The organism is Belliella filtrata, from assembly GCF_022549775.1.
Classification (GTDB): Bacteria; Bacteroidota; Bacteroidia; order Cytophagales; family Cyclobacteriaceae; genus Belliella; species Belliella filtrata.
The window spans coordinates 1-18,366 of the sequence record NZ_JAKZGP010000081.1; the positions used below are offsets into that span (position 1 = coordinate 1).

General features: G+C 38.8%; 10 protein-coding genes. 1 reads left to right on the top strand and 9 read right to left on the bottom strand.

The window, feature by feature from the left end:
* Window positions 1-152 precede the first annotated feature (152 nt).
* The 9 genes from MM239_RS19070 to MM239_RS19110 form a co-directional block, all read right to left on the bottom strand.
* Window positions 153-4,208, bottom strand: coding sequence for a hybrid sensor histidine kinase/response regulator transcription factor (locus MM239_RS19070; protein ID WP_241349925.1), 4,056 nt, complete (start codon window positions 4,206-4,208; stop codon window positions 153-155).
* Between the two features lie 200 nt (window positions 4,209-4,408).
* Window positions 4,409-6,448: an alpha-galactosidase gene (locus tag MM239_RS19075; protein WP_241349926.1), complete on the bottom strand. Its 2,040-nt coding sequence runs from the start codon at window positions 6,446-6,448 to the stop codon at window positions 4,409-4,411.
* Window positions 6,432-7,724: a purple acid phosphatase family protein gene (locus MM239_RS19080; RefSeq protein ID WP_241349927.1), complete on the bottom strand. Its 1,293-nt coding sequence runs from the start codon at window positions 7,722-7,724 to the stop codon at window positions 6,432-6,434. The genes MM239_RS19075 and MM239_RS19080 overlap by 17 nt, the downstream gene beginning before the upstream one ends.
* A gap of 107 nt (window positions 7,725-7,831) precedes the next feature.
* Complete coding sequence (locus tag MM239_RS19085; protein WP_241349928.1) at window positions 7,832-9,382, bottom strand: hypothetical protein; 1,551 nt, start codon at window positions 9,380-9,382, stop codon at window positions 7,832-7,834.
* A 28-nt stretch (window positions 9,383-9,410) separates the two neighbouring features.
* On the bottom strand, window positions 9,411-11,015 hold the full coding sequence (locus MM239_RS19090) for a hypothetical protein (protein ID WP_241349929.1): 1,605 nt from the start codon (window positions 11,013-11,015) through the stop codon (window positions 9,411-9,413).
* Window position 11,016: 1 nt separating this feature from the next.
* Window positions 11,017-13,851 carry a TonB-dependent receptor gene (locus MM239_RS19095; RefSeq protein WP_241349930.1) on the bottom strand — a complete coding sequence of 945 codons (2,835 nt, stop codon included), beginning with the start codon at window positions 13,849-13,851 and terminating at the stop codon, window positions 11,017-11,019.
* An 802-nt stretch (window positions 13,852-14,653) separates the two neighbouring features.
* Window positions 14,654-15,460 carry a DUF5694 domain-containing protein gene (locus MM239_RS19100; protein ID WP_241349931.1) on the bottom strand — a complete coding sequence of 269 codons (807 nt, stop codon included), beginning with the start codon at window positions 15,458-15,460 and terminating at the stop codon, window positions 14,654-14,656.
* Between the two features lie 6 nt (window positions 15,461-15,466).
* Entirely contained in the window at window positions 15,467-15,964 is a 498-nt protein-coding gene (locus tag MM239_RS19105; RefSeq protein WP_241349932.1) for a CobW C-terminal domain-containing protein, read from the bottom strand.
* A gap of 103 nt (window positions 15,965-16,067) precedes the next feature.
* Window positions 16,068-16,778 carry a TVP38/TMEM64 family protein gene (locus tag MM239_RS19110; protein ID WP_241349933.1) on the bottom strand — a complete coding sequence of 237 codons (711 nt, stop codon included), beginning with the start codon at window positions 16,776-16,778 and terminating at the stop codon, window positions 16,068-16,070.
* Between the two features lie 101 nt (window positions 16,779-16,879).
* Here MM239_RS19110 and MM239_RS19115 point away from each other — a divergent pair, with 101 nt between their 5' ends.
* Window positions 16,880-18,025, top strand: coding sequence for a cystathionine gamma-synthase (locus MM239_RS19115; RefSeq protein WP_241349934.1), 1,146 nt, complete (start codon window positions 16,880-16,882; stop codon window positions 18,023-18,025).
* Window positions 18,026-18,366: the final 341 nt, after the last annotated feature.

Here is an 18,366-nt window from a genome sequence, read left to right on the forward strand (position 1 = left end):
ATTGTCAATATGTTTAGTTAGTTTTAGCCTGTAATCTTCCTTTTTTTCAGAATTAGAGTTACCCCCTATATACCCCTATAATTTACACATTTTTTTTATTAATTTGCTTAACTAAACGACATTGATACCTAATTCCTTATCAGGATAGACAACTATTCCTCCTTCTTAATGTCAGAAGGTTTTTGACCAAATTGCTTTTTAAATACTTTTCCAAAATAAGCTACATCCTGAAATCCCACTTCATAAGCGACATCAGACACTCTATATTTCCCAGATGAAAGCATCTTCATCGCCTTTTTCATTCTACTTTCTTTTATCAATTCCGATGGAGTTAGGCCAGTCAACGCTTTAATTTTCCTAAACAAATGAACTCGGCTAATTCCAATCTCCTGACTTAAGAAATCTACTGTGAGGTTAGGCTGATCAAGCTTCTCCTCAATCAACGAAATCACACTATGCATCAATTGGTCATCTTGGCTATCAAGAGATAAATGAGCTGTTTGCTCGCCAAGTTTGCCTCTATATTTTTGTTGAACTAAAGTTCTGTTCTTTAATATACTTTTGACTTTTGCTTGGAGTTCTTGAATATTGAATGGCTTACTAATGTAGTCATCAGCACCATAATCCAAGCCTTCTATACGGTTTTGGTGAGCATTTTTTGCAGTAAGTAATATTACAGGTGTATGGCAAAGGGCTTCGTTAGATTTCACATGACGACATAACTCAATTCCATCCATCTCTGGCATCATCACATCAGATATCACAATGGCTGGGCCTGATTTCATAATCTTATTTAGCCCTGATTTTCCGTTTTTGGCAGTAATTACTTCATATTTTGACTTGAATTGGTCTTTTAAAAATTTCTTGAGCTCAACATTATCTTCTACGATCAGAAGAATTGGCTTTTCCTGTTCTTCTTCATTGATATTTCCCACCAAACTTGTCTGTTGATACTCTAATGGAACTGGTTTTACAAATGGTGCCTTATTTTCAATTTTTACATCTGACTCATGATTAATCTTTAGCGGAAGTTCAACAGTGAATGTAGTCCCTTTACCCAAGGTGCTTTGAACATCAATTTCACCTTGAAGTACTGTGATCAATGAATGCGTCAAAGATAGTCCGATGCCAGCGCCATATTGATCTTTACCTTCTTTGAAGAACCTGTCAAAAACCTTTGGAATAGATTCTTTGCCAATACCTCTTCCATTATCATTGACCCTAAATCTAAAACTATCTTCCTTTTCGGTAACCTCCACCTCAATCTCTCCTCCATCAGGGGTGAATTTAAATGCGTTTGAAAGTAAGTTAAAAACAATTTTCACTACTTTATCATGATCTAAAATTACGACCCTATCAGAGATTTTGTCAATGTTATCGATTAGCTTTATTTTCTTTTTATCTGCAAGTCCTTTGAAACTATCGACGATTTCTTCAAAAAGCCCACGAAGCATGACCACATTGCTATTCACTTGATGATGTCCAGTTTCAATTTCTCTGATTTCCAATATTTGATCAATGAGGTGAATAAGTCTCTTCGCATTGAAAAACATAATCTTCAACCTACTTTTTAGCCATGCATCACCTGTTCCCCGTTCCATCACCTCCTCTAGAGGGCTTAAGATCAATGTCAGGGGTGTTCTAAACTCATGAGACACATCAATAAAGTACTTCAACTTAAGGTCATGAATGCCCTTCCACTTTTCCTTTTCTAGCTGTTCTAGTAATATGGTGTTCTTCATTTGTGTGCTTTTCACTGCATTTTTTCTAATCACCAAAAATCCTAAAACTATCAAAATAGCATAAATACACGTCGCCCACCATGTTTTCCATGGTGGAGGCAAAATCACAACCTCTAGACTTGCAGGGACTTCATTCCAAATGTTATCATTGTTACTTCCCTTGACTAAAAAAGTATATCTCCCATCTGGTAAGCTAGTATAAGTTACTGATCTCCTATTACCTGCTTGAACCCAATCTTCATTAAATCCTTTTAATTGGTAGCTGTATTGATTGTTTTCAGGTCGTATAAAATTTAGTGCTGCAAAATCAATGGTCAAGATAGGCTGAAAATAAGTAAGGGTAATTTTTTGGGTTTGGTATATATTATTTTCAAGAATTCCTGTATCGTCACCAGGCAATACTTTTTTGTTTGACACCATGAGATTGGTGAAGTTGACTGGAGGAATGTACTCGCTGTCTTTGAGTGTCAATGGATCAAATTTCACGTAACCATTGATGCCTCCGATCAGAAACTCTCCATTTGGTATTTTGAAGAATGCTCCTTCGTTCATTTCTGTCAAAGGGAAACCTGAGGTGTAACTGTAGTTTTTAAAGCTCAACTTACCTTCATTAATTGTAAGCTTGCTGATTCCATTAAAACATATAAACCAAAGCTGACCTGCATCATCTTCCAAAGAACCCCAAACAACATCATTGGACAAGCCGTCTCCTGTATGAAATCTGGAAAAAGTCTGATTTTTAGGGTCGTACTTGATAACACCATCCCCATTAGAGGCAATCCAAATTTTCCCCTGTCGGTCTACGAGCGTATGATTGACTTCATCTATTTGAACATGTACCCCGTCGATTATCAAACTTTCCATATGCTCAAAGTTTCCAGTCAGCTTATCAAAAATCACTAAGCCTCGACCTTTCGTTCCTAGCAAAAGCTTGTCTTTACCTAAATTTACTATGGATTTGACAGGGTAGTTTTTTAAGAATTGCTGTAATTCTTCTTGCCCTTCGTAGTCAATAAATTTTCTCCTTTTCAAATCAAAATAGAAAAGTCCTCCTTGACTATCAGTGCCTAACCATATTCCATTTTCACCCTCCATAGACATATGATTGATAATCGCCTGCTTGAGAAATGAATAAGCTGTTTGGTCTGATGATGGGTATTTTAAAAAACGTTTGGTCTCTCTTTGGTAATATTGTAAACCTTCTCGGAAGATTCCAACCCAAATTTTGTCCTCATGATCAACTAGTAGTGACTTTATGGTGCCATCTGGTTTTACCGCTTGATGCGCTTTAGTTTTGCTATCATAGCTATTCAAACCACCCCTTTCTGTCCCAATCAAAATATCACCAGTAGCCATAGAGGCGAAAGCACCGACTACATCATAACTTAAAGACCAAGGATTCCCAGGTTTAAAATATTGATGATTGAATCGTTGTAGGTTTGCGTCAAAAAGGCACAATCCCCCCTGGTAGGTTCCTATCCAAATTGACCCTTTTTGATCCTTAAATAAGGAGCGGATACTGCTATGGGCCAAACTTCGCTCATCGGAAAGTTGGGGAGCAATCTCAATAACTTCTTGCTTGGGAGTGATGATGTTTAGTCCATCAAATGTTCCAACCCACATGGTTCCATCATGATCCAAGAGCAAGCATCTAATGTTATTATTTGATAACTTAGCTTGAATAGCTGCGTTTGTATGGTAATGGTTTATGAGTTTACCTTGAAGGTTATGGAGAAAAAGCCCATCACCATAGGTTCCAGTCCATATCGAATCTCCATCAACCCATATGGCTTCAACTCTCGCATTTACTTTATGTGGGGTTTCGAGTTCTATTTTGATTAGCTTGTGCTCTTGATCAATCAGGTGCAATCCTAACCTTGAAGACCCAACATAAATATTGCCTCTCTGGTCTTCTGCTAGAGAGCTTATCATGCCCAAAAACTGAAATGCAGTATTTCCAGCACGGTGAAATTCCTCCTTGATGGGATCAAATAAAAACAAGCCATACCTTCCACCAACCCAAATCTGTCCTTTCTGATCTATTAAAAGCGCATTGAAAAGAGTGAATTCATATTGTTCTTTTGGGAGAATGAAGTTTTGGAAAGTGCTTGATTTGCGATTGAAGTAACTCAATCCATTCTCTGTAATCAGCCACAAATCACCAGCTGAATCTTCACGAATTTCTGATACAGTACTTCCACCAAGACTATGAGGTTTATTTACCTGATACTTATAAACCTCAAAATCATAGCCATCGTACCGATTGAGACCATCTCGCGTACCAAACCATAAAAACCCATAAGAATCTTGAAAAATACTCAAAACACTACTTTGAGAAAGCCCTTGCTGGACTCCGATTCTATCGAATTTCATCTCTGCTGCTGAAAAATTTTGACCTATTGTGGGAAAACAAATCCCCAATAGCAACACACATAGCTTCCCAATGATTTTACAGCCTAAATTCATCTACCTAAGTTATCAAATTGTGTCGAAATTAATACCAATAGATTTGATCGATAACTTTTTTATATTACGATTATGTTGCATTTTGAGATAAAGTTGATTTCGAAGCTTTTAGGGTTACAGATGTTTTATGCTTTTATGAAATGAGGAAATGAATTTTGATCGAAAATCTATTGGATAGGTAAGTTTTAATAGGCTTTATTTTACTTTTCAAGTCGAATAAGCGCAAACTGGTATTTGCCTTCCATTTCAACATTTAATTTATCTTTATCAATCAATGTCGTACTGCTGGTTCCATACTCAACTTTTACATTTGAGTAGGAATTTGGCAAATCAAAAGTGTACATTTCCTGATCAGAGGCTTCTTTATAAACCAATAGGTGATCGTATGCTTTAGTTTTATTTTCCATCCAGAATCCTGACCAAGCATATCCAGATGGTTCACTTCCTAGAGGTAGCACCACGGAATGATGCCAATCTTTCTGGGCTATACTATAGACTTCAGATAGGTTAGAGACTTCACTTACTCCATGAAGTAACCCTGTCAACTCCATCCATGCCAATGGTTGAGCCGCCCAAGTGCTTGCATACGCATAGTCTAAGCCGACTTTAAGTGGCGAGTGTACATCAACTTCCTCGTATTTATTGGCATTTCTATAGACATTCAACCACTCTATTTGTAACCTGCTACTTGGAATATAGGCTGATAGGTTCCACAAGTTGCGCATGGTTCTGTATGGATAATAGTTTCCCCAATCGGTATATCGATTTTCAAGAAAAATATTCCCAAATTCCTGCATATAATGATACCCAACGCGCTTGCCGGCCGTGACATCAAGATTGAACGTGACTTCAGCACCTGTCTCTCTCATCACTTTTTCAAAAAGGCTATACACATTCACTTGAGAAGCTTGATCACCTAAAGCCAATCCATCAATTTTGAATACCTTGATGCCATAATCTACGTAGTAAGAAAGTAGGATGTCAGCATCTCTTTCCCAGTTTTTATAAGCATCAGTTTTACTTGGATTGAACCAAAGGCATAGCTGTATATTTTTTTCCTTGGCAGATTGAACGATGTTATTAAACCCATTGGGGAACCTTTCCTGATGAGGTTGCCAATCTTCAGTTGTCCAATCATCCCATTTGAGTCCTGCCTTTGAAGCAGAGTTTTTTGATAATCCTTGTTGCCAGCCATCATCTAGCTGAAGATGGGTAATCCCTAGCTGAGAGGCCATTTCGAGTTCTTCTAAGATAAAGGTTTCATTCATTCTGCCATCTTTGTTCCTGTCGCCCCAGGTATTGGCTAAGATCATGGCATCCCTTTTATTATCATATTTCCTCAACTGCATCTGATAAGTAAGCCAATCCCTTTGCTCATGATATGATCCATTTTTTGATATGCTTCTCGCAAATGAATAGCCTTGGATCCATTTTTCTTCATTCAAACCTAAGGATTCAACCCCAATCCCACTGATATTTACACCGTTATTGGAAACAATAAAATCAAAACCTGGATAATTAGGTTGTGACCAGCTTATGGGAGACTGCTTGAGCGCCCAAAGCGTGTAAGGCTTGTCAGCTGATCGGACCACAATCAGATTTCCTTGGAATTTTTGAGCTTGCCGAAAGGGTGAAATCATTAGCTTTTGCACCGGTTGGTCATGGTAATCTGTAGCTTCTTTGAATTGAATCACCTCGTAGCTCGCATGTTGTCCAAAACCAGGCAAATAACCGAACCTTGTCTCATCACCAGTGCCAATTTGACTACTTTCAATCATTACATTATCCTCTGTCTTTTGATTTTCCCATGAGCCAGATGATGGTTTACCTTTGAAAGAGATGGTTTGCTGAATGGCACCTGAACTTTCATACATTTTCAGTTCATACTTGACTTGCAATGCTTCAGATTTGGCTATCAATTCTACTTTTAAATAGGCATTCTCTTGCTCATAATCTTGTTGATAAGAGTTTTTAGTACTTAATTTTTCGAATGCAAAAGGTTGATTTTGGATGAAAAAATCAGGTATAGGTTTATCTACCACATGAATAAAATTCTCCTTTTTCAAATGTATTTTCAACAATTGAAGATTGCCATCCCACAGAAATGTGTGGCTTGCGTGTACATTAGAGATTGTGAGTGTATCTCCATGCATCAGTAATTGAGGGAGGTGGTCTTGACCAAAAGAAGTCTTAGCCAACAGGAAAAATAAAAGTAGGAGGTAGCTATTTTTGGGTTTCATCAGTAGGATTTTTATCGATAAATTCCTTGAGCCCTTCATGGGTTTTACTAATCTCAAAGGCATCAAAGAGCTCACCGTTAGTTTTGAATGCTTCATAGTAGATTTTATCCTCTTCTACATTGATCACTTGAAAGGTTTGAAGGTTCTCCGCTTTTCTATCCATCCACGGGTGGCTTTCCAAAGGATACATTTTTCTTCCAGCCACTGAGACGACATAGACAGTGCCTGAATTTTCATCCCAAAGATTCAGTCCTGAATTAACTTGATTGCCTCGTCCATAGACATGATCATGTCCTTGGAGTACCAAGTCTACACCGTACTGGTCAAGAAGGGGTTTCCAGGTTTTCATAACACCTTCATTGATTCTTCCACTTGCACCAGAAATCACAGGATGATGAAACATCACAATCAACCATTTCTTCTTATTTGATTTCAATATGTTTTCCAACCAATTTGCCTGCTCTTCAATTGCTTCATTTGAATTGAGCATGATCAATCTGCAATGATCATAATCTAAGAAGTAAGCCTGATTAGGGTTCGACTTTGGACCATTTGTTGGAAAGTTGAAATGGGCATTCCATAGTGGGGTTAAAGCAACTTTTTGTTCATTTTCATCTTTTATATATTCATGATTTCCGGGTACTATCACCTGAGGAATTCGATGAATCATTGGGCTGGCAGCATCAAACCATTCTGCCCATTCATAATCATTCTGAGAATGATTGATCAGATCACCTACATGAAGTATCATTGCGGCATCTGAAGCTTTTTCATAAGCTTGATGAACTACCCTTGACCATAAAGTGTAGAGGTCATTTTGAGCATCTCCAAGATAGATGAATTTGAAGGATTTCTTTGGTTTCTCAATTTTGAAATCGTACCACGGTGACCAGTACGCTCCTCCTCCTACACGGTAGCTGTAGACTTTTCCAGGTTCTAGTGCAATAAGCTTTACAGTATGAAAATAGGAACTGTCTTGCTGAAGAGAAACAAAAAGTTGTTTCGAAGCTTCTAGTCTCTTACTGTCTTTGTAAAAATCAAATGAACCATCTTGCTCGGCCAATTCGAGGTATTGTAGATCTGAAAGTGGCTGAGTTCTCCAAGTGACGGTACGGTCTTTTTCAGCATCTGATCCAAATGTTAAAACCACCCTGTCAGGAGTCATGGTAGATTTATAAGGTATCTGAGTATTATCTGGGGGTGTATTTTTTTCAATACTTTGACCAAATGTCATATTGAAGCTCATAAAAATGATAATCAACAAGTACAATCTCATAACAAAGGAAATTAGCAAACGATAAATTAGGTATTCAGTACAGCTATAAAAATAAAGGCTGATAATAGTTTGTTTGAATACTATCATCAGCCTATAATTTATGAAAATTACCTCACAGAACCGTCAGGATTTTTAACCCAACCTCTTGTCCAGTCATTTTCAGCATTTTGAATTGCCCCAACAAATGCCGCAGAAGCAAATCCACTTATACTATTGGGATTGAATGCGGAAGATTGAGCTGATGTAGGAATGAAACTGTTCGTTCCAATGCCTGCAATAGTGGTAAGGATTGGTTGATTTCCATCAAATCCTGTTACATTATTGAAAAATGGATTTTGAAATTCACCATTACCGTCTACGAAACCTCTAAATGGATTACCATTGGCAGTGTCATCTCTATAGGGGTCAGAAGGTACATTAAATATAAAACTATGCGCAAAAACAGTAGCGCCATCCAAATCCGTGATGTTGACGTTGTCATTCAGTCTAAGACCTCTTCTAGGAAAGTCCGCAATGATTGTATTGTAAATTTTCCCACTGCTATTGGCTCTCATTCTAATTCCAGAGGTATTGGAAGCCTCAGCCCCCGGACCTATTACCGTAAAATTAGCTAAAACTGGCGAAGCAGTCTCTCTAATATCCACCTCGGAATTGTCTCCCCATGTTCTACTGATCATGGCAATACCAAATTGCATTCTTCCCTGATAAGCATCTCCGATTCTGAATCCACCAGACTCACAGTCAGTAGTCACTAGGTAGCTCATGTTAACAGTCCCGTCTGTAGGCATGATTCCTTCACCAGCGGCTTTGAATACTTGAATGTGATCTATAGTGGTTCCACTTCCTACATTTTGTAACCTGAAGTTTCGTGCATTGCCATATTCAAACCTGATAAACTGGTAAGTTCCGCTGTTTGAAGTTCCACCGGTACCTCTGATATTAAATACACCCCAGTCACCAGATTCCTCTGAACCATCCAGTGTATTGACAGAAGTAAAGACTACTGGGCTCTGAGCTGTACCGATGATTTCTGCAGAAGCTCCATCATTGATTACAATATCTGAAAGTGTTCCATTTGGGCTCGCCACATATATGGTCACACCTTCTTGAATGGTCAATGTTGTACCTGAAGCAAAACTCATTGTCCCTCCTACATGGTAATTTCTTCCTGAAATGAACCTTACATCGTCTTCGATAATCCCATCTTCTGGAATCTCAACATCATATAATGTTTCTCCACCTATAGTGATGGCTTCATAAGCGAGTGTAAGCACTGTCAAGCTTACCCTTTCAGAGCTCGTGCCTTGTGTATTGAATACAGCAAATTCATATTCAAACTCTTGACCTTCCAAAGCAGAGCTTGGAACAGACTGATTGCTATACGTAAATGAATTTGTAGCAGCTTGTAAAGGTACGACCTCTAGTACTCCTCCGTCTCTATACACCACGAGTTCTCTATTGCTCCCTTGTGTATTTAGATTCAATGTTACGTCTATGGCTTCACCACGTCTTACTTCCATGGTATTGCCTCCCTCAATAGAGATGGTAGGTGTAGGAAGATCAGGTTCATCTTCGCTACTACATGAGGCAAATGCAAATGCAAAGAATGCACAGCACATCGCCAATTTTGTCAAATAATTCAGCCTAAAGTGTTTCATGGTATTCATTTTTGTTTTCATAGTATCATTATCGAATAGTCCCATCTAAATTCTTGAACCAATTGCCATCAGCTGTCCAATCATTATCTATATGAACAGCACCTGCAAAAGGAGCAGAAGTGAAAAAGCTTCCTAAGCTACTAGGGTTGAAAGTCGTAGGTTCTACACCTACAAAATTGTTCAGTGTGATGCCTGCAGCGGCAGTCTCATTGACATTATAGCTAGGGTCATTGGCAAATATTGGTGCATCTTGTTCGTAATTTCTTGCATTGTTGAAAGAAAAGGTATTCCCTAGCGTCATCTGCTGTCCAAAATCTGACACAGGAAGATCTTCTACCCTGACACCATCATCTGGAAACTGGGTTACAATCATGTTTTGTAAAATACCTCTAGCACCTGTTCTTATCCTTACGCCCCTTCTAGTTCCATTATTGACACCTTGCTCGTAGCCATTTCCAATCAAAGTCACATTTGAGATTCTAAAGGTGGTTCGAGGTTGAGTTTCAAAAAATCCATCATTGTTCCTCATTTCTATGGACCTGGCGATGTTCCAAAAATTAACAGGTACTAAAGTTGCTTGTCTATCTGTCTGAAACAACCAGAACTGACCATTGCCTTGCCATCCTTCATCGCACCAGATACCATATCCTCCATGTCCAATTCCTGCCAGGTATTTGAAGTTCAACCTTCCACCACGTACCCTTACAGCAATATTTTCATTCCTGTAGATTTGTAAGTTTTCGACGATAGTTTGTGATCCTACCCCAAAGAAATGCATTCCATGGTATCCAGATTTTCCCGCGTATTCGACCCTTACATATTTCAGCGTTCCAGAATTGTCATTTGGTCTATTTCCCCCATAGCGATACCCATCTACTATTACTGTATTACCAGCATTGGTTGGGGCATTTCCAAGTATAAAGATTCCTCCCCAATCATTAGGAGCTGGTGTTTCGTTGAGGAGCACTTTATCACTTGTGAATACAATGGGATCATCTTTGCTACCTTCAGCTATGATTCTTGAGTCTCTCAGAATTGCCAAATGAGAAAATTCGTTCGGATTTGGGTAAGTTTTAAAATATACAACGGATCCTGGATCTATGGTTAAGGTAGCTCCATTCTCAACCGAAAGTATGCTATCAATCAGGTAGGTCTTACCAATTTCAAACCTGTAATCATTATTAAGCTTACCTTTGATTTTGGTCACTTCCACACCGTTGACCGTCTCTACTACTTCCGAAAAGGTTGACCGAATAAGCACTGATAAATCAAAGCGAGCAGACCTGTCTTGTGAATCCGTCACGAGGAATTCAAACTCATTCGTCGTACCTATCGCTTGCTCGAAGGGTACTGTATATTCAAAAACATATTTTGAGGAAATCTCTGTAGTATAGTTGACCTCATCTATCATTTCTCCATCTTTCAGTACAATAAAGCTATTGAGTCCACTCGGAGCAAGGACATTGAACTCCAGGTATATGTCATTTCCAGGCTCTTGAACTATCTGAGGAGCTGTAGGGGTGAGCAACACTAGAGAAGGTGCAGGCAAATCAAAAGGCTCTTCTCTATCACAGGAAAAGTGGAGGAAAGTTCCTAAAATCAATAAGGCTATGTATTGTATATTTCTCATCATATTAAAATCTAAATCCAACACCAATTCTTGTCCACCAGCCAAAATAGGCTATGCGTGATATTCTATCCCGATCTCCTTGATACCTGATACTCGGTGCATTGGTGATATTCACCCATTCACCAAAGATTCTCCAGCGATCACTCCAATTGTAATTGGCACTCGCATCAAGCTGTAGCCTTTGGTCTTGAATGATATCATCTTGCCTTTGAGAAGCTAAGGAACTAACAAATTCCCCATTGTAATTGGCCATTAGTCGGCCTGTGAATTTCCCGAAATCACCAGATAATGCAGTATTGAAGGTATGCTGTGCTTGACCTGGCAATGAAATGTTTCGCCTATCCTGAGTGAATGCATCAGAATATGCATAGGTATAGTTGGCGTCTATGTTCAGGTTGACCAAGGCTCCTGGAAGAAAATCCAATGCCCTTACAAAATTGACTTCCACACCTCCAACTTTAGCATTTTCACCATTTTGCTCTTGTCTAAAAATGAATCCTTGAGTGCCTGGGAATCCAGGGAAGTCTTCTAGCAAAGAGGGATCTATCCTAGAAAACTGGAACTGATCAATGTCTTTGAAAAATGCTCCCACTGAGAATATACCGACATTGGCGAAATAGTGCTCATACATCAAATCAAGGTTGATCGCTCTGGCAGGCTGAAGTTCAGGATTTCCTAACCTCAAGGTGATGGCATCTGCATCAAAATTGATAAATGGCACAATGTCTACGAAGTTTGGACGAGCATAATTCATAACTGCGGAGAATCGCAAGGCTTTGAATTTGTCCAAGCTGTATTTCACATGGAGGTTAGGCAATAAGAACCCATAGTCGGTTCCACCTCTCAATGGGGTACCTTGTACATCCGTACCAACCCTGATCACTTCAAAAGCATCATAGATCACTTGATTGAATTCATACCTTAAACCTGCCAAAAACATCCATTTATCTACTTGAAGTCTAGTCATGGCATAGCCTGCATAGATATCTTCAGAAGCATCGTAGGTATCACTTAGAGAAAGTCTCCTGGAGTCCCAAGCATCATCTCCTTCCTCTAAAAACAGCCTATTAGTAGATATGTAAGATTGAAATGAATTTCTACCAATCAAGGGTCCAAATCTATACGACCCGTTCATGAAGCTGATTGGCTGGGTGCCACTCATTACTCTTAGAAATGCCTCTTCTGTGTTCAACAGCCCATTGGGATCATTGAACCTCAAAACCCTATTGTCTCTAAATTTCGAATTGGTTTGTGAGCGGATTTTACCACCAAACTTTACATAACCTTGATTTCCACTTCCAAAGGAGAAGTTTCTCAAAATATCTATTCTTGTGACTAGGTTGGTTGCATCTGTGGTTTCATAGTCTTCTTCATACCTTCTGAAATCATTGTAGAAGAAAGGGTCATAGAAACTCTGCTCAATAGTAGCTGACCTGAAGGAAGGTACATCTGCATAAATCCCACTAGCATTATCAGTCACAATAGCAATATTGTCTTGAGAGAAATCCCCTCTATCCGAGCTAAAAGTCCTATTGGACAAGGTATAGTAGGTAGACCAATCTAGCTTCCAAAGCCCAAGGGTATGAAATCCCTGCAAATTGAAACTTTGATTGGTTTTAAGTTCGTCGAAGATATTGATGTCTCTCCTGATTCTTCCTCCAGAGATGGAGTCAAGTCTGTGATAAACAGAACCACTTCTGTCCATGTCAAACCTTAACCTGTTCCTGAGGTCATTGTCTTCCCTTCTGTTGTACATGTAATTGAAGACAATTTCATTTTTATTGTTGAATTTATAGTCAAAAGTCGCTGTGGCTCCGATACGCTCTCTTTCATTGATTGTGCTACGAAACTGGTAATTAGCCATTACGATTTGAGGCTCTTCCAAATTGCCCACAGGTCTTGGAATACCTTGCCATGTAGCGTCTATCCTGTCTTCGTAATTGTTGGTGCTATAATAGCTACCACCTAGGATCACACCAAGTTTTCCTTCTGGAACCTTATTGCTGGAGAAGAAACGCTTGTCTAGCCTGATCTTGCCTATACCGTTGAGTCCTCCAGAGAGGTCGTTGTATCCAAGCGCCGACTCTGCCCTTACTGCCAAGTCCAATTTTCTGGCAATAGGCGTACGCAAATTGATCACACCCCCGATGGCATCTCCATCCATGTCGGAAGTTGGTGCTTTAGTGATTTCCATGCTAGAAAGCTGATCAGCAGGTATCAAATCCAAAGCTTCGTTTCTAGAGCCACTTTGTTGAACAGATGGGATTTGCTCACCATTGATCTGAATCGCTGTGAAATGTTGCGGAGTACCACGAATACTGACAGTAGAACCTTCTCCTTTGTCTCTTTGGATGTTTACTCCCGGAACACGCTGCATGGCTTCAGCAACATTGAGGTCTGGGAACCTTCCTATCAGATCCGCAGATATTACGTTTTTGATATTATCGGCAGTCCTTTGCTGATTAAAAGCTCTCTGCTGTCCTTCCAAACTTGCCCGCACTTCGAAAATCTCTAGGTTCTGGGCATCTAGTCCCATCATGATGACCCCCAAATTAGTCTCTGCATCTTCTACATTTACAGTGACTCTTTTGGTCTCATAACCCAGGTAGCTGATTACCAATACTTGTTCTCCTTTGATATTCGTAATGATAGAAAAGTCCCCAGAAAGTGAAGTAGGTACGCCTGAGAACCCTCCCTCGAAGATGATGCTGGCTCCAAACAAAGGCTCATTACTCTCTGCATCTAATATTTTCCCTTTGATGGTATGGTTCTGGGCATAACCTGTACCAGCTTTAAATAAGCAAAGTAATAATAACAATAGAGGAATCTGGGTTTTCATATGGGTCAGAAAATAATGGTTAGCAACAGCAAGAAAACAAGAAAAAGAAGACCGAATACTACTTCTATCACTTGATAAATCTTGAGTTTTTTGGATTTAGAAATTTTCCTTAAATTCAATTCGAGTGCCTTTTAAATTGTTTTACAAAATTGACACATAGCGGAAGGATTATCTAAGAGAGATGTTTCAGATACTAGGTAAAAATGTTACAAAACCGTACTGAGGATTAGAAAACAGGGAAAAAATTAAATATTCATAGATAATCAGGGTACCACACTATCCTCAGAAAATATATTTAAGGCTTGCTGAAAAAGTTTCAGCTATACCAGATTAAAAATGGGCAATGAAGATATTTGCTTATTCTTCGCATGAGCCCTATGAAGAAGATGGTATAGCAGAGAGTAGCTTGAAAATTTGGAGTTGTAAAATTTTTAGAAGCACGTAAATTTAGCTGGGTCATTGGATAAGCTTGCACCTGAATAAGAAAGACAATACTCAAAAAAACTGGTATTCATCAAAATTTTAAGAATTTCTTTTCAAGTTGGTGTTTTTCAGCACGCTCTATTTACCTCTTTCAATACAGCCGCTACAATTCCTTGATTTGTCGATATTATTTTAAAATTAGGTGTATTGGAGCCTCTGTTTGAAATACCTATGTAGGGCATAGAAGATAGCGTATTTGCTCTCTATGTATTTTGGTCTGATATATCAGCACCAAAAAAGGAAAGGTTAAAATTTAAAACCCCAAAAGTCGGAAGAAATCCAAATAATGCGGCAACCTTCAGTCCTGAAAATCTACAAACTAATCAAGAACCTCTTCTATATCAATGATTTCAAAATCAGGGTGGGAGCTGAAAAAATGCTTGAGTAAAGCAACATGACCTTGACCATAGATGACCAAGATAGCCTGATCGGAAGGCTTGATTTCTCTCAATATATTGCTGTAAATCCGAAGGTTTGTTTTGTACCAAGAAGTATTCAAATCAGCACCTTCATAGGATTCGCCTTGACCGACCTGAGCATTGTACTTTGTGTAAATAGCCAAGTTTTTATGGAGAGCATCATCTTTGTTGATGTATATCAGGTGTTCTTTGAGAGAAGAAGTGCGCTCACTTTCGTTCATTTCCTCTATGAATGCTGTAGCAAAGGTGTTCAATTCTTCAAGTATTTGAGTTTGTCCATATTTTTTGGCAGCTTCAAATACGGGGTCTGTGTTGAACTCACCTTTGTAATTTACACAGGTCAGGTTTTCTAAAGATATTTTTTTGGCAGCCTGAAATCCCAGCAAGTCTATTTCGTTGAGCTCTAATTCATATTCACCTTTGAGGTATTGCTGGTATTGTAGATTAGTTTTTTCTTGGTTTTTTACTTCCACTTCGATACAGATTTGGTCCGGGTTGAATGCAGCTAGTTTATTGACTACCTCATCGATCTCTTGGAGTTTCTGGCTACTGAGTTGCATGGCTTCATTGCTGTACATGTCCTGAGTAGAAGTCGTGAAGTGTAGGCTTCCAAGGAGCGCAATTTTAATTTTTTTTTCAGGATTTTGTTGCGCAAATGTTGCGGTAGATACCACAAGCAAAAAGAGCAGGGTGAAATATTTTTTCATGTGGTGTTATGCTATAATAAGCGTTCTGCTGAGTATTTTTTCAATGCTTTGTCTTTGGATATTTTTGCCTATAAATACAAATACAAGATTTGGGGATTCAGTTTTACTGAAGTTGGGTTTAGTAAAGGTTAGTTTGTTTCCTGTAGATTGTATTAGGATGGTTTCATCTGAGCCTTCAAACTTAACGAATCCTTTGATTCGGTAGATTTGGTGGTCATACAAAAACATGGTAACAGAAAGCGCTGCATAGCGTTTTTCCTTATGGAAAGGTTCTGGTACAGATACTGCGATGCTTTTCATTCCATGTCTAACGGTTGTGTTATTTTTATTTTGGGATAGGTTTGTAAACCTACTAATTCTTACGCTTTTATCAAATGCTTGTAAGTCAATATTTCCGAATTCATTCCCTATCTCATAGTTGATTTTTCTTTGGTGAAAAGTGAGCAACCTTTCAATAAAGGAGTCTTTCCAGATCCCAAAAAACTTGTTAGTATGTAAACACATATTTTTTGAGAAACTATAATTATCATATTGGTGTAACAATATTGAAAAAAACAAGTATATATTGTTTCTACTTCAAATTTCTTAAAACACTGGCACGGGATGTCTAGACCTTTGATTTTTTTGTGAAAAATCTCCAAATTCCCCAAATACTGAGGAGTAGAAGGCTTATAAAAATCCAGATTTTCCCCTTAGTACCTTCTTCATGAATTGCGCTGTACAAGTCAAATGCAATGGTTCCAGAGAAAAAGGCTAAGCTTGTTCGGGGAAGCATGCCAATAGTCCCCCAAAGGAGGAGCTTTTTCCACCCAGTGCGTAGCATCGCAAAAAGAAGATTTGATAGTGCAAATGGAATTACAGGACTGATTCTGACAAAAAATATCAATTCTCCCATATTGTCTGATTTTTCTTTGATCAGGCTAGAAGCTTTCGGATAATGACTCAAAATTGCGTCTAGGCTATCTTGACTGAGGCTTTTACCACCTCCATAGCCTGGAAGACTTGCTAGTGCATAACTCACAATTAGTGCAGGAAAAACTCCCCATCCCAACAAAAAACCAGAAAGTATAGCAAATAGTGTCGTCGGTATGAATGCAAAGCCCATTGCAATCATCCCAATGGCAACATAAAAGAATGTCTGAATCAAATGGAGTTGAGGTGAAAAATCCAATTCATTGGCCTTACTCAAAACCAGTGGGATCAAGAGTAAGCTTGAAAGTGCTGGAACGATGCTAACCCATACAATGGCAATCACCATCCTTGGATTTTTCTCTCCAATCCTTTTTAATCTCTTGAAAATGCCTTCCTTTTTTTTCATCTTTGACGAATTCTTACAAAAGAAAGGAATTTTAATTTATCAATGATGCGATTTCATGTATTTCAATTGATTTGGAATCCATCATTGCAAAAAACATTACCATGAAATTTGGAACTAAAGCAATACATGCCGGTGTAGCACCGGATCCTTCTACAGGAGCCATCATGACTCCTATATTCCAGACATCTACTTATGTGCAGAAGTCCCCAGGTGATCATCAGGGATTTGAATATTCCAGAACTCATAATCCTACCAGAACAGCTTTGCAGCAAAATTTAGCGGCTTTGGAAAATGGGAAGCATGGATTGTGTTTTTCCTCTGGATTAGGAGCGATAGATGCAATCATCAAATTGCTTCAACCAGGAGATGAAGTGATCAGTACCAATGACCTGTATGGAGGGTCTTACAGGATTTTCACCAAAGTATTTGAAAGGTATGGGATCAAGTTTCACTTTGTGTCTATGGACGATCCTGCAACTATCGAAACCTACATCAATGAACGTACACGATTGATATGGGCTGAAACACCTACCAATCCGATGATGAACATTATCGATATAGCTGGCATAGGAGCTGTGGCCAAAAAGCATAAAGTAATGTTTGCAGTAGACAATACCTTTGCTACGCCATTTCTTCAGAATCCACTGGATATGGGAGCTGATATCGTGATGCACTCTGTGACCAAGTATCTTGGTGGGCATTCAGATGTAGTAATGGGAGCGATCATTGTCAATGATGATCAGTTAGCTGAGCAATTGGCTTTTATTCAAAATGCTTGTGGGGCTACCCCAGGACCGCAAGATTGCTTCCTCGTATTGAGAGGCATCAAGACACTGCACATCCGCATGGAACGGCATTGTCAGAATGGGAAAACCATCGCGGCCTTTTTGAAAAATCACCCTAAGGTAGAGAAAGTATATTGGCCTGGATTTGAAGATCACCCGAACCACGAGATCGCAAAGTCTCAAATGAGGGATTTTGGAGGTATGATTTCCTTCACCTTGAAGGGGAATGACATGAAAGATGCTATCAAGGTATTGGAGAACTTGAAGCTATTTGCATTGGCAGAATCTCTTGGGGGTGTGGAGTCCCTTAGTGGACACCCTGCATCCATGACCCATGCGAGTATCCCCAAGGAAGAAAGAGAAAAAGTAGGACTTGTAGATTCCTTGATCAGGCTGAGCGTGGGTATAGAAGATGCCGACGACTTGAAGGAAGACTTGAGAAATGCTTTGAATATGATTTAGAATTAGTGACGGAAATATTACATGATTTTTTTCAATGTTGATATTTATTGATACTTGCTCGTTGACAAAAAGTTGTATCTGAATTGAGTGGAAGGGATATTTGTGAATATTAGTTTCTGCGAATAGGAAGCTATTATATAATACTTAATACCGCAGACCTTTCAGGTTTTTATTGATTACCAATAAATTATTCGGATTAATCGAGTGAAACCTAGAAGATTCTGTGTTAAATTTCAAATAAAATCTAAATTTTTTACCTTTGATTTGTAAATCAGCTTAAGCTAGATTCAAAAGGTCCTGTTATTTCTGGCAGGGCCTTTCTTTTTTCTTCATAATCTATA

Bases quoted from the DNA above. Each gene is read 5' to 3' on its own strand.
- MM239_RS19115 (WP_241349934.1), top strand. From the start codon at position 16,880: ATGAAATTTGGAACTAAAGCAATACATGCCGGTGTAGCACCGGATCCT.
- MM239_RS19090 (WP_241349929.1), bottom strand. From the start codon at position 11,015: ATGATGAGAAATATACAATACATAGCCTTATTGATTTTAGGAACTTTC.
- MM239_RS19100 (WP_241349931.1), bottom strand. From the start codon at position 15,460: ATGAAAAAATATTTCACCCTGCTCTTTTTGCTTGTGGTATCTACCGCA.
- MM239_RS19095 (WP_241349930.1), bottom strand. From the start codon at position 13,851: ATGAAAACCCAGATTCCTCTATTGTTATTATTACTTTGCTTATTTAAA.
- MM239_RS19070 (WP_241349925.1), bottom strand. From the start codon at position 4,208: ATGAATTTAGGCTGTAAAATCATTGGGAAGCTATGTGTGTTGCTATTG.
- MM239_RS19085 (WP_241349928.1), bottom strand. From the start codon at position 9,382: ATGAAACACTTTAGGCTGAATTATTTGACAAAATTGGCGATGTGCTGT.
- MM239_RS19080 (WP_241349927.1), bottom strand. From the start codon at position 7,724: ATGAGATTGTACTTGTTGATTATCATTTTTATGAGCTTCAATATGACA.
- MM239_RS19110 (WP_241349933.1), bottom strand. From the start codon at position 16,778: ATGAAAAAAAAGGAAGGCATTTTCAAGAGATTAAAAAGGATTGGAGAG.
- MM239_RS19075 (WP_241349926.1), bottom strand. From the start codon at position 6,448: ATGAAACCCAAAAATAGCTACCTCCTACTTTTATTTTTCCTGTTGGCT.
- MM239_RS19105 (WP_241349932.1), bottom strand. From the start codon at position 15,964: ATGTGTTTACATACTAACAAGTTTTTTGGGATCTGGAAAGACTCCTTT.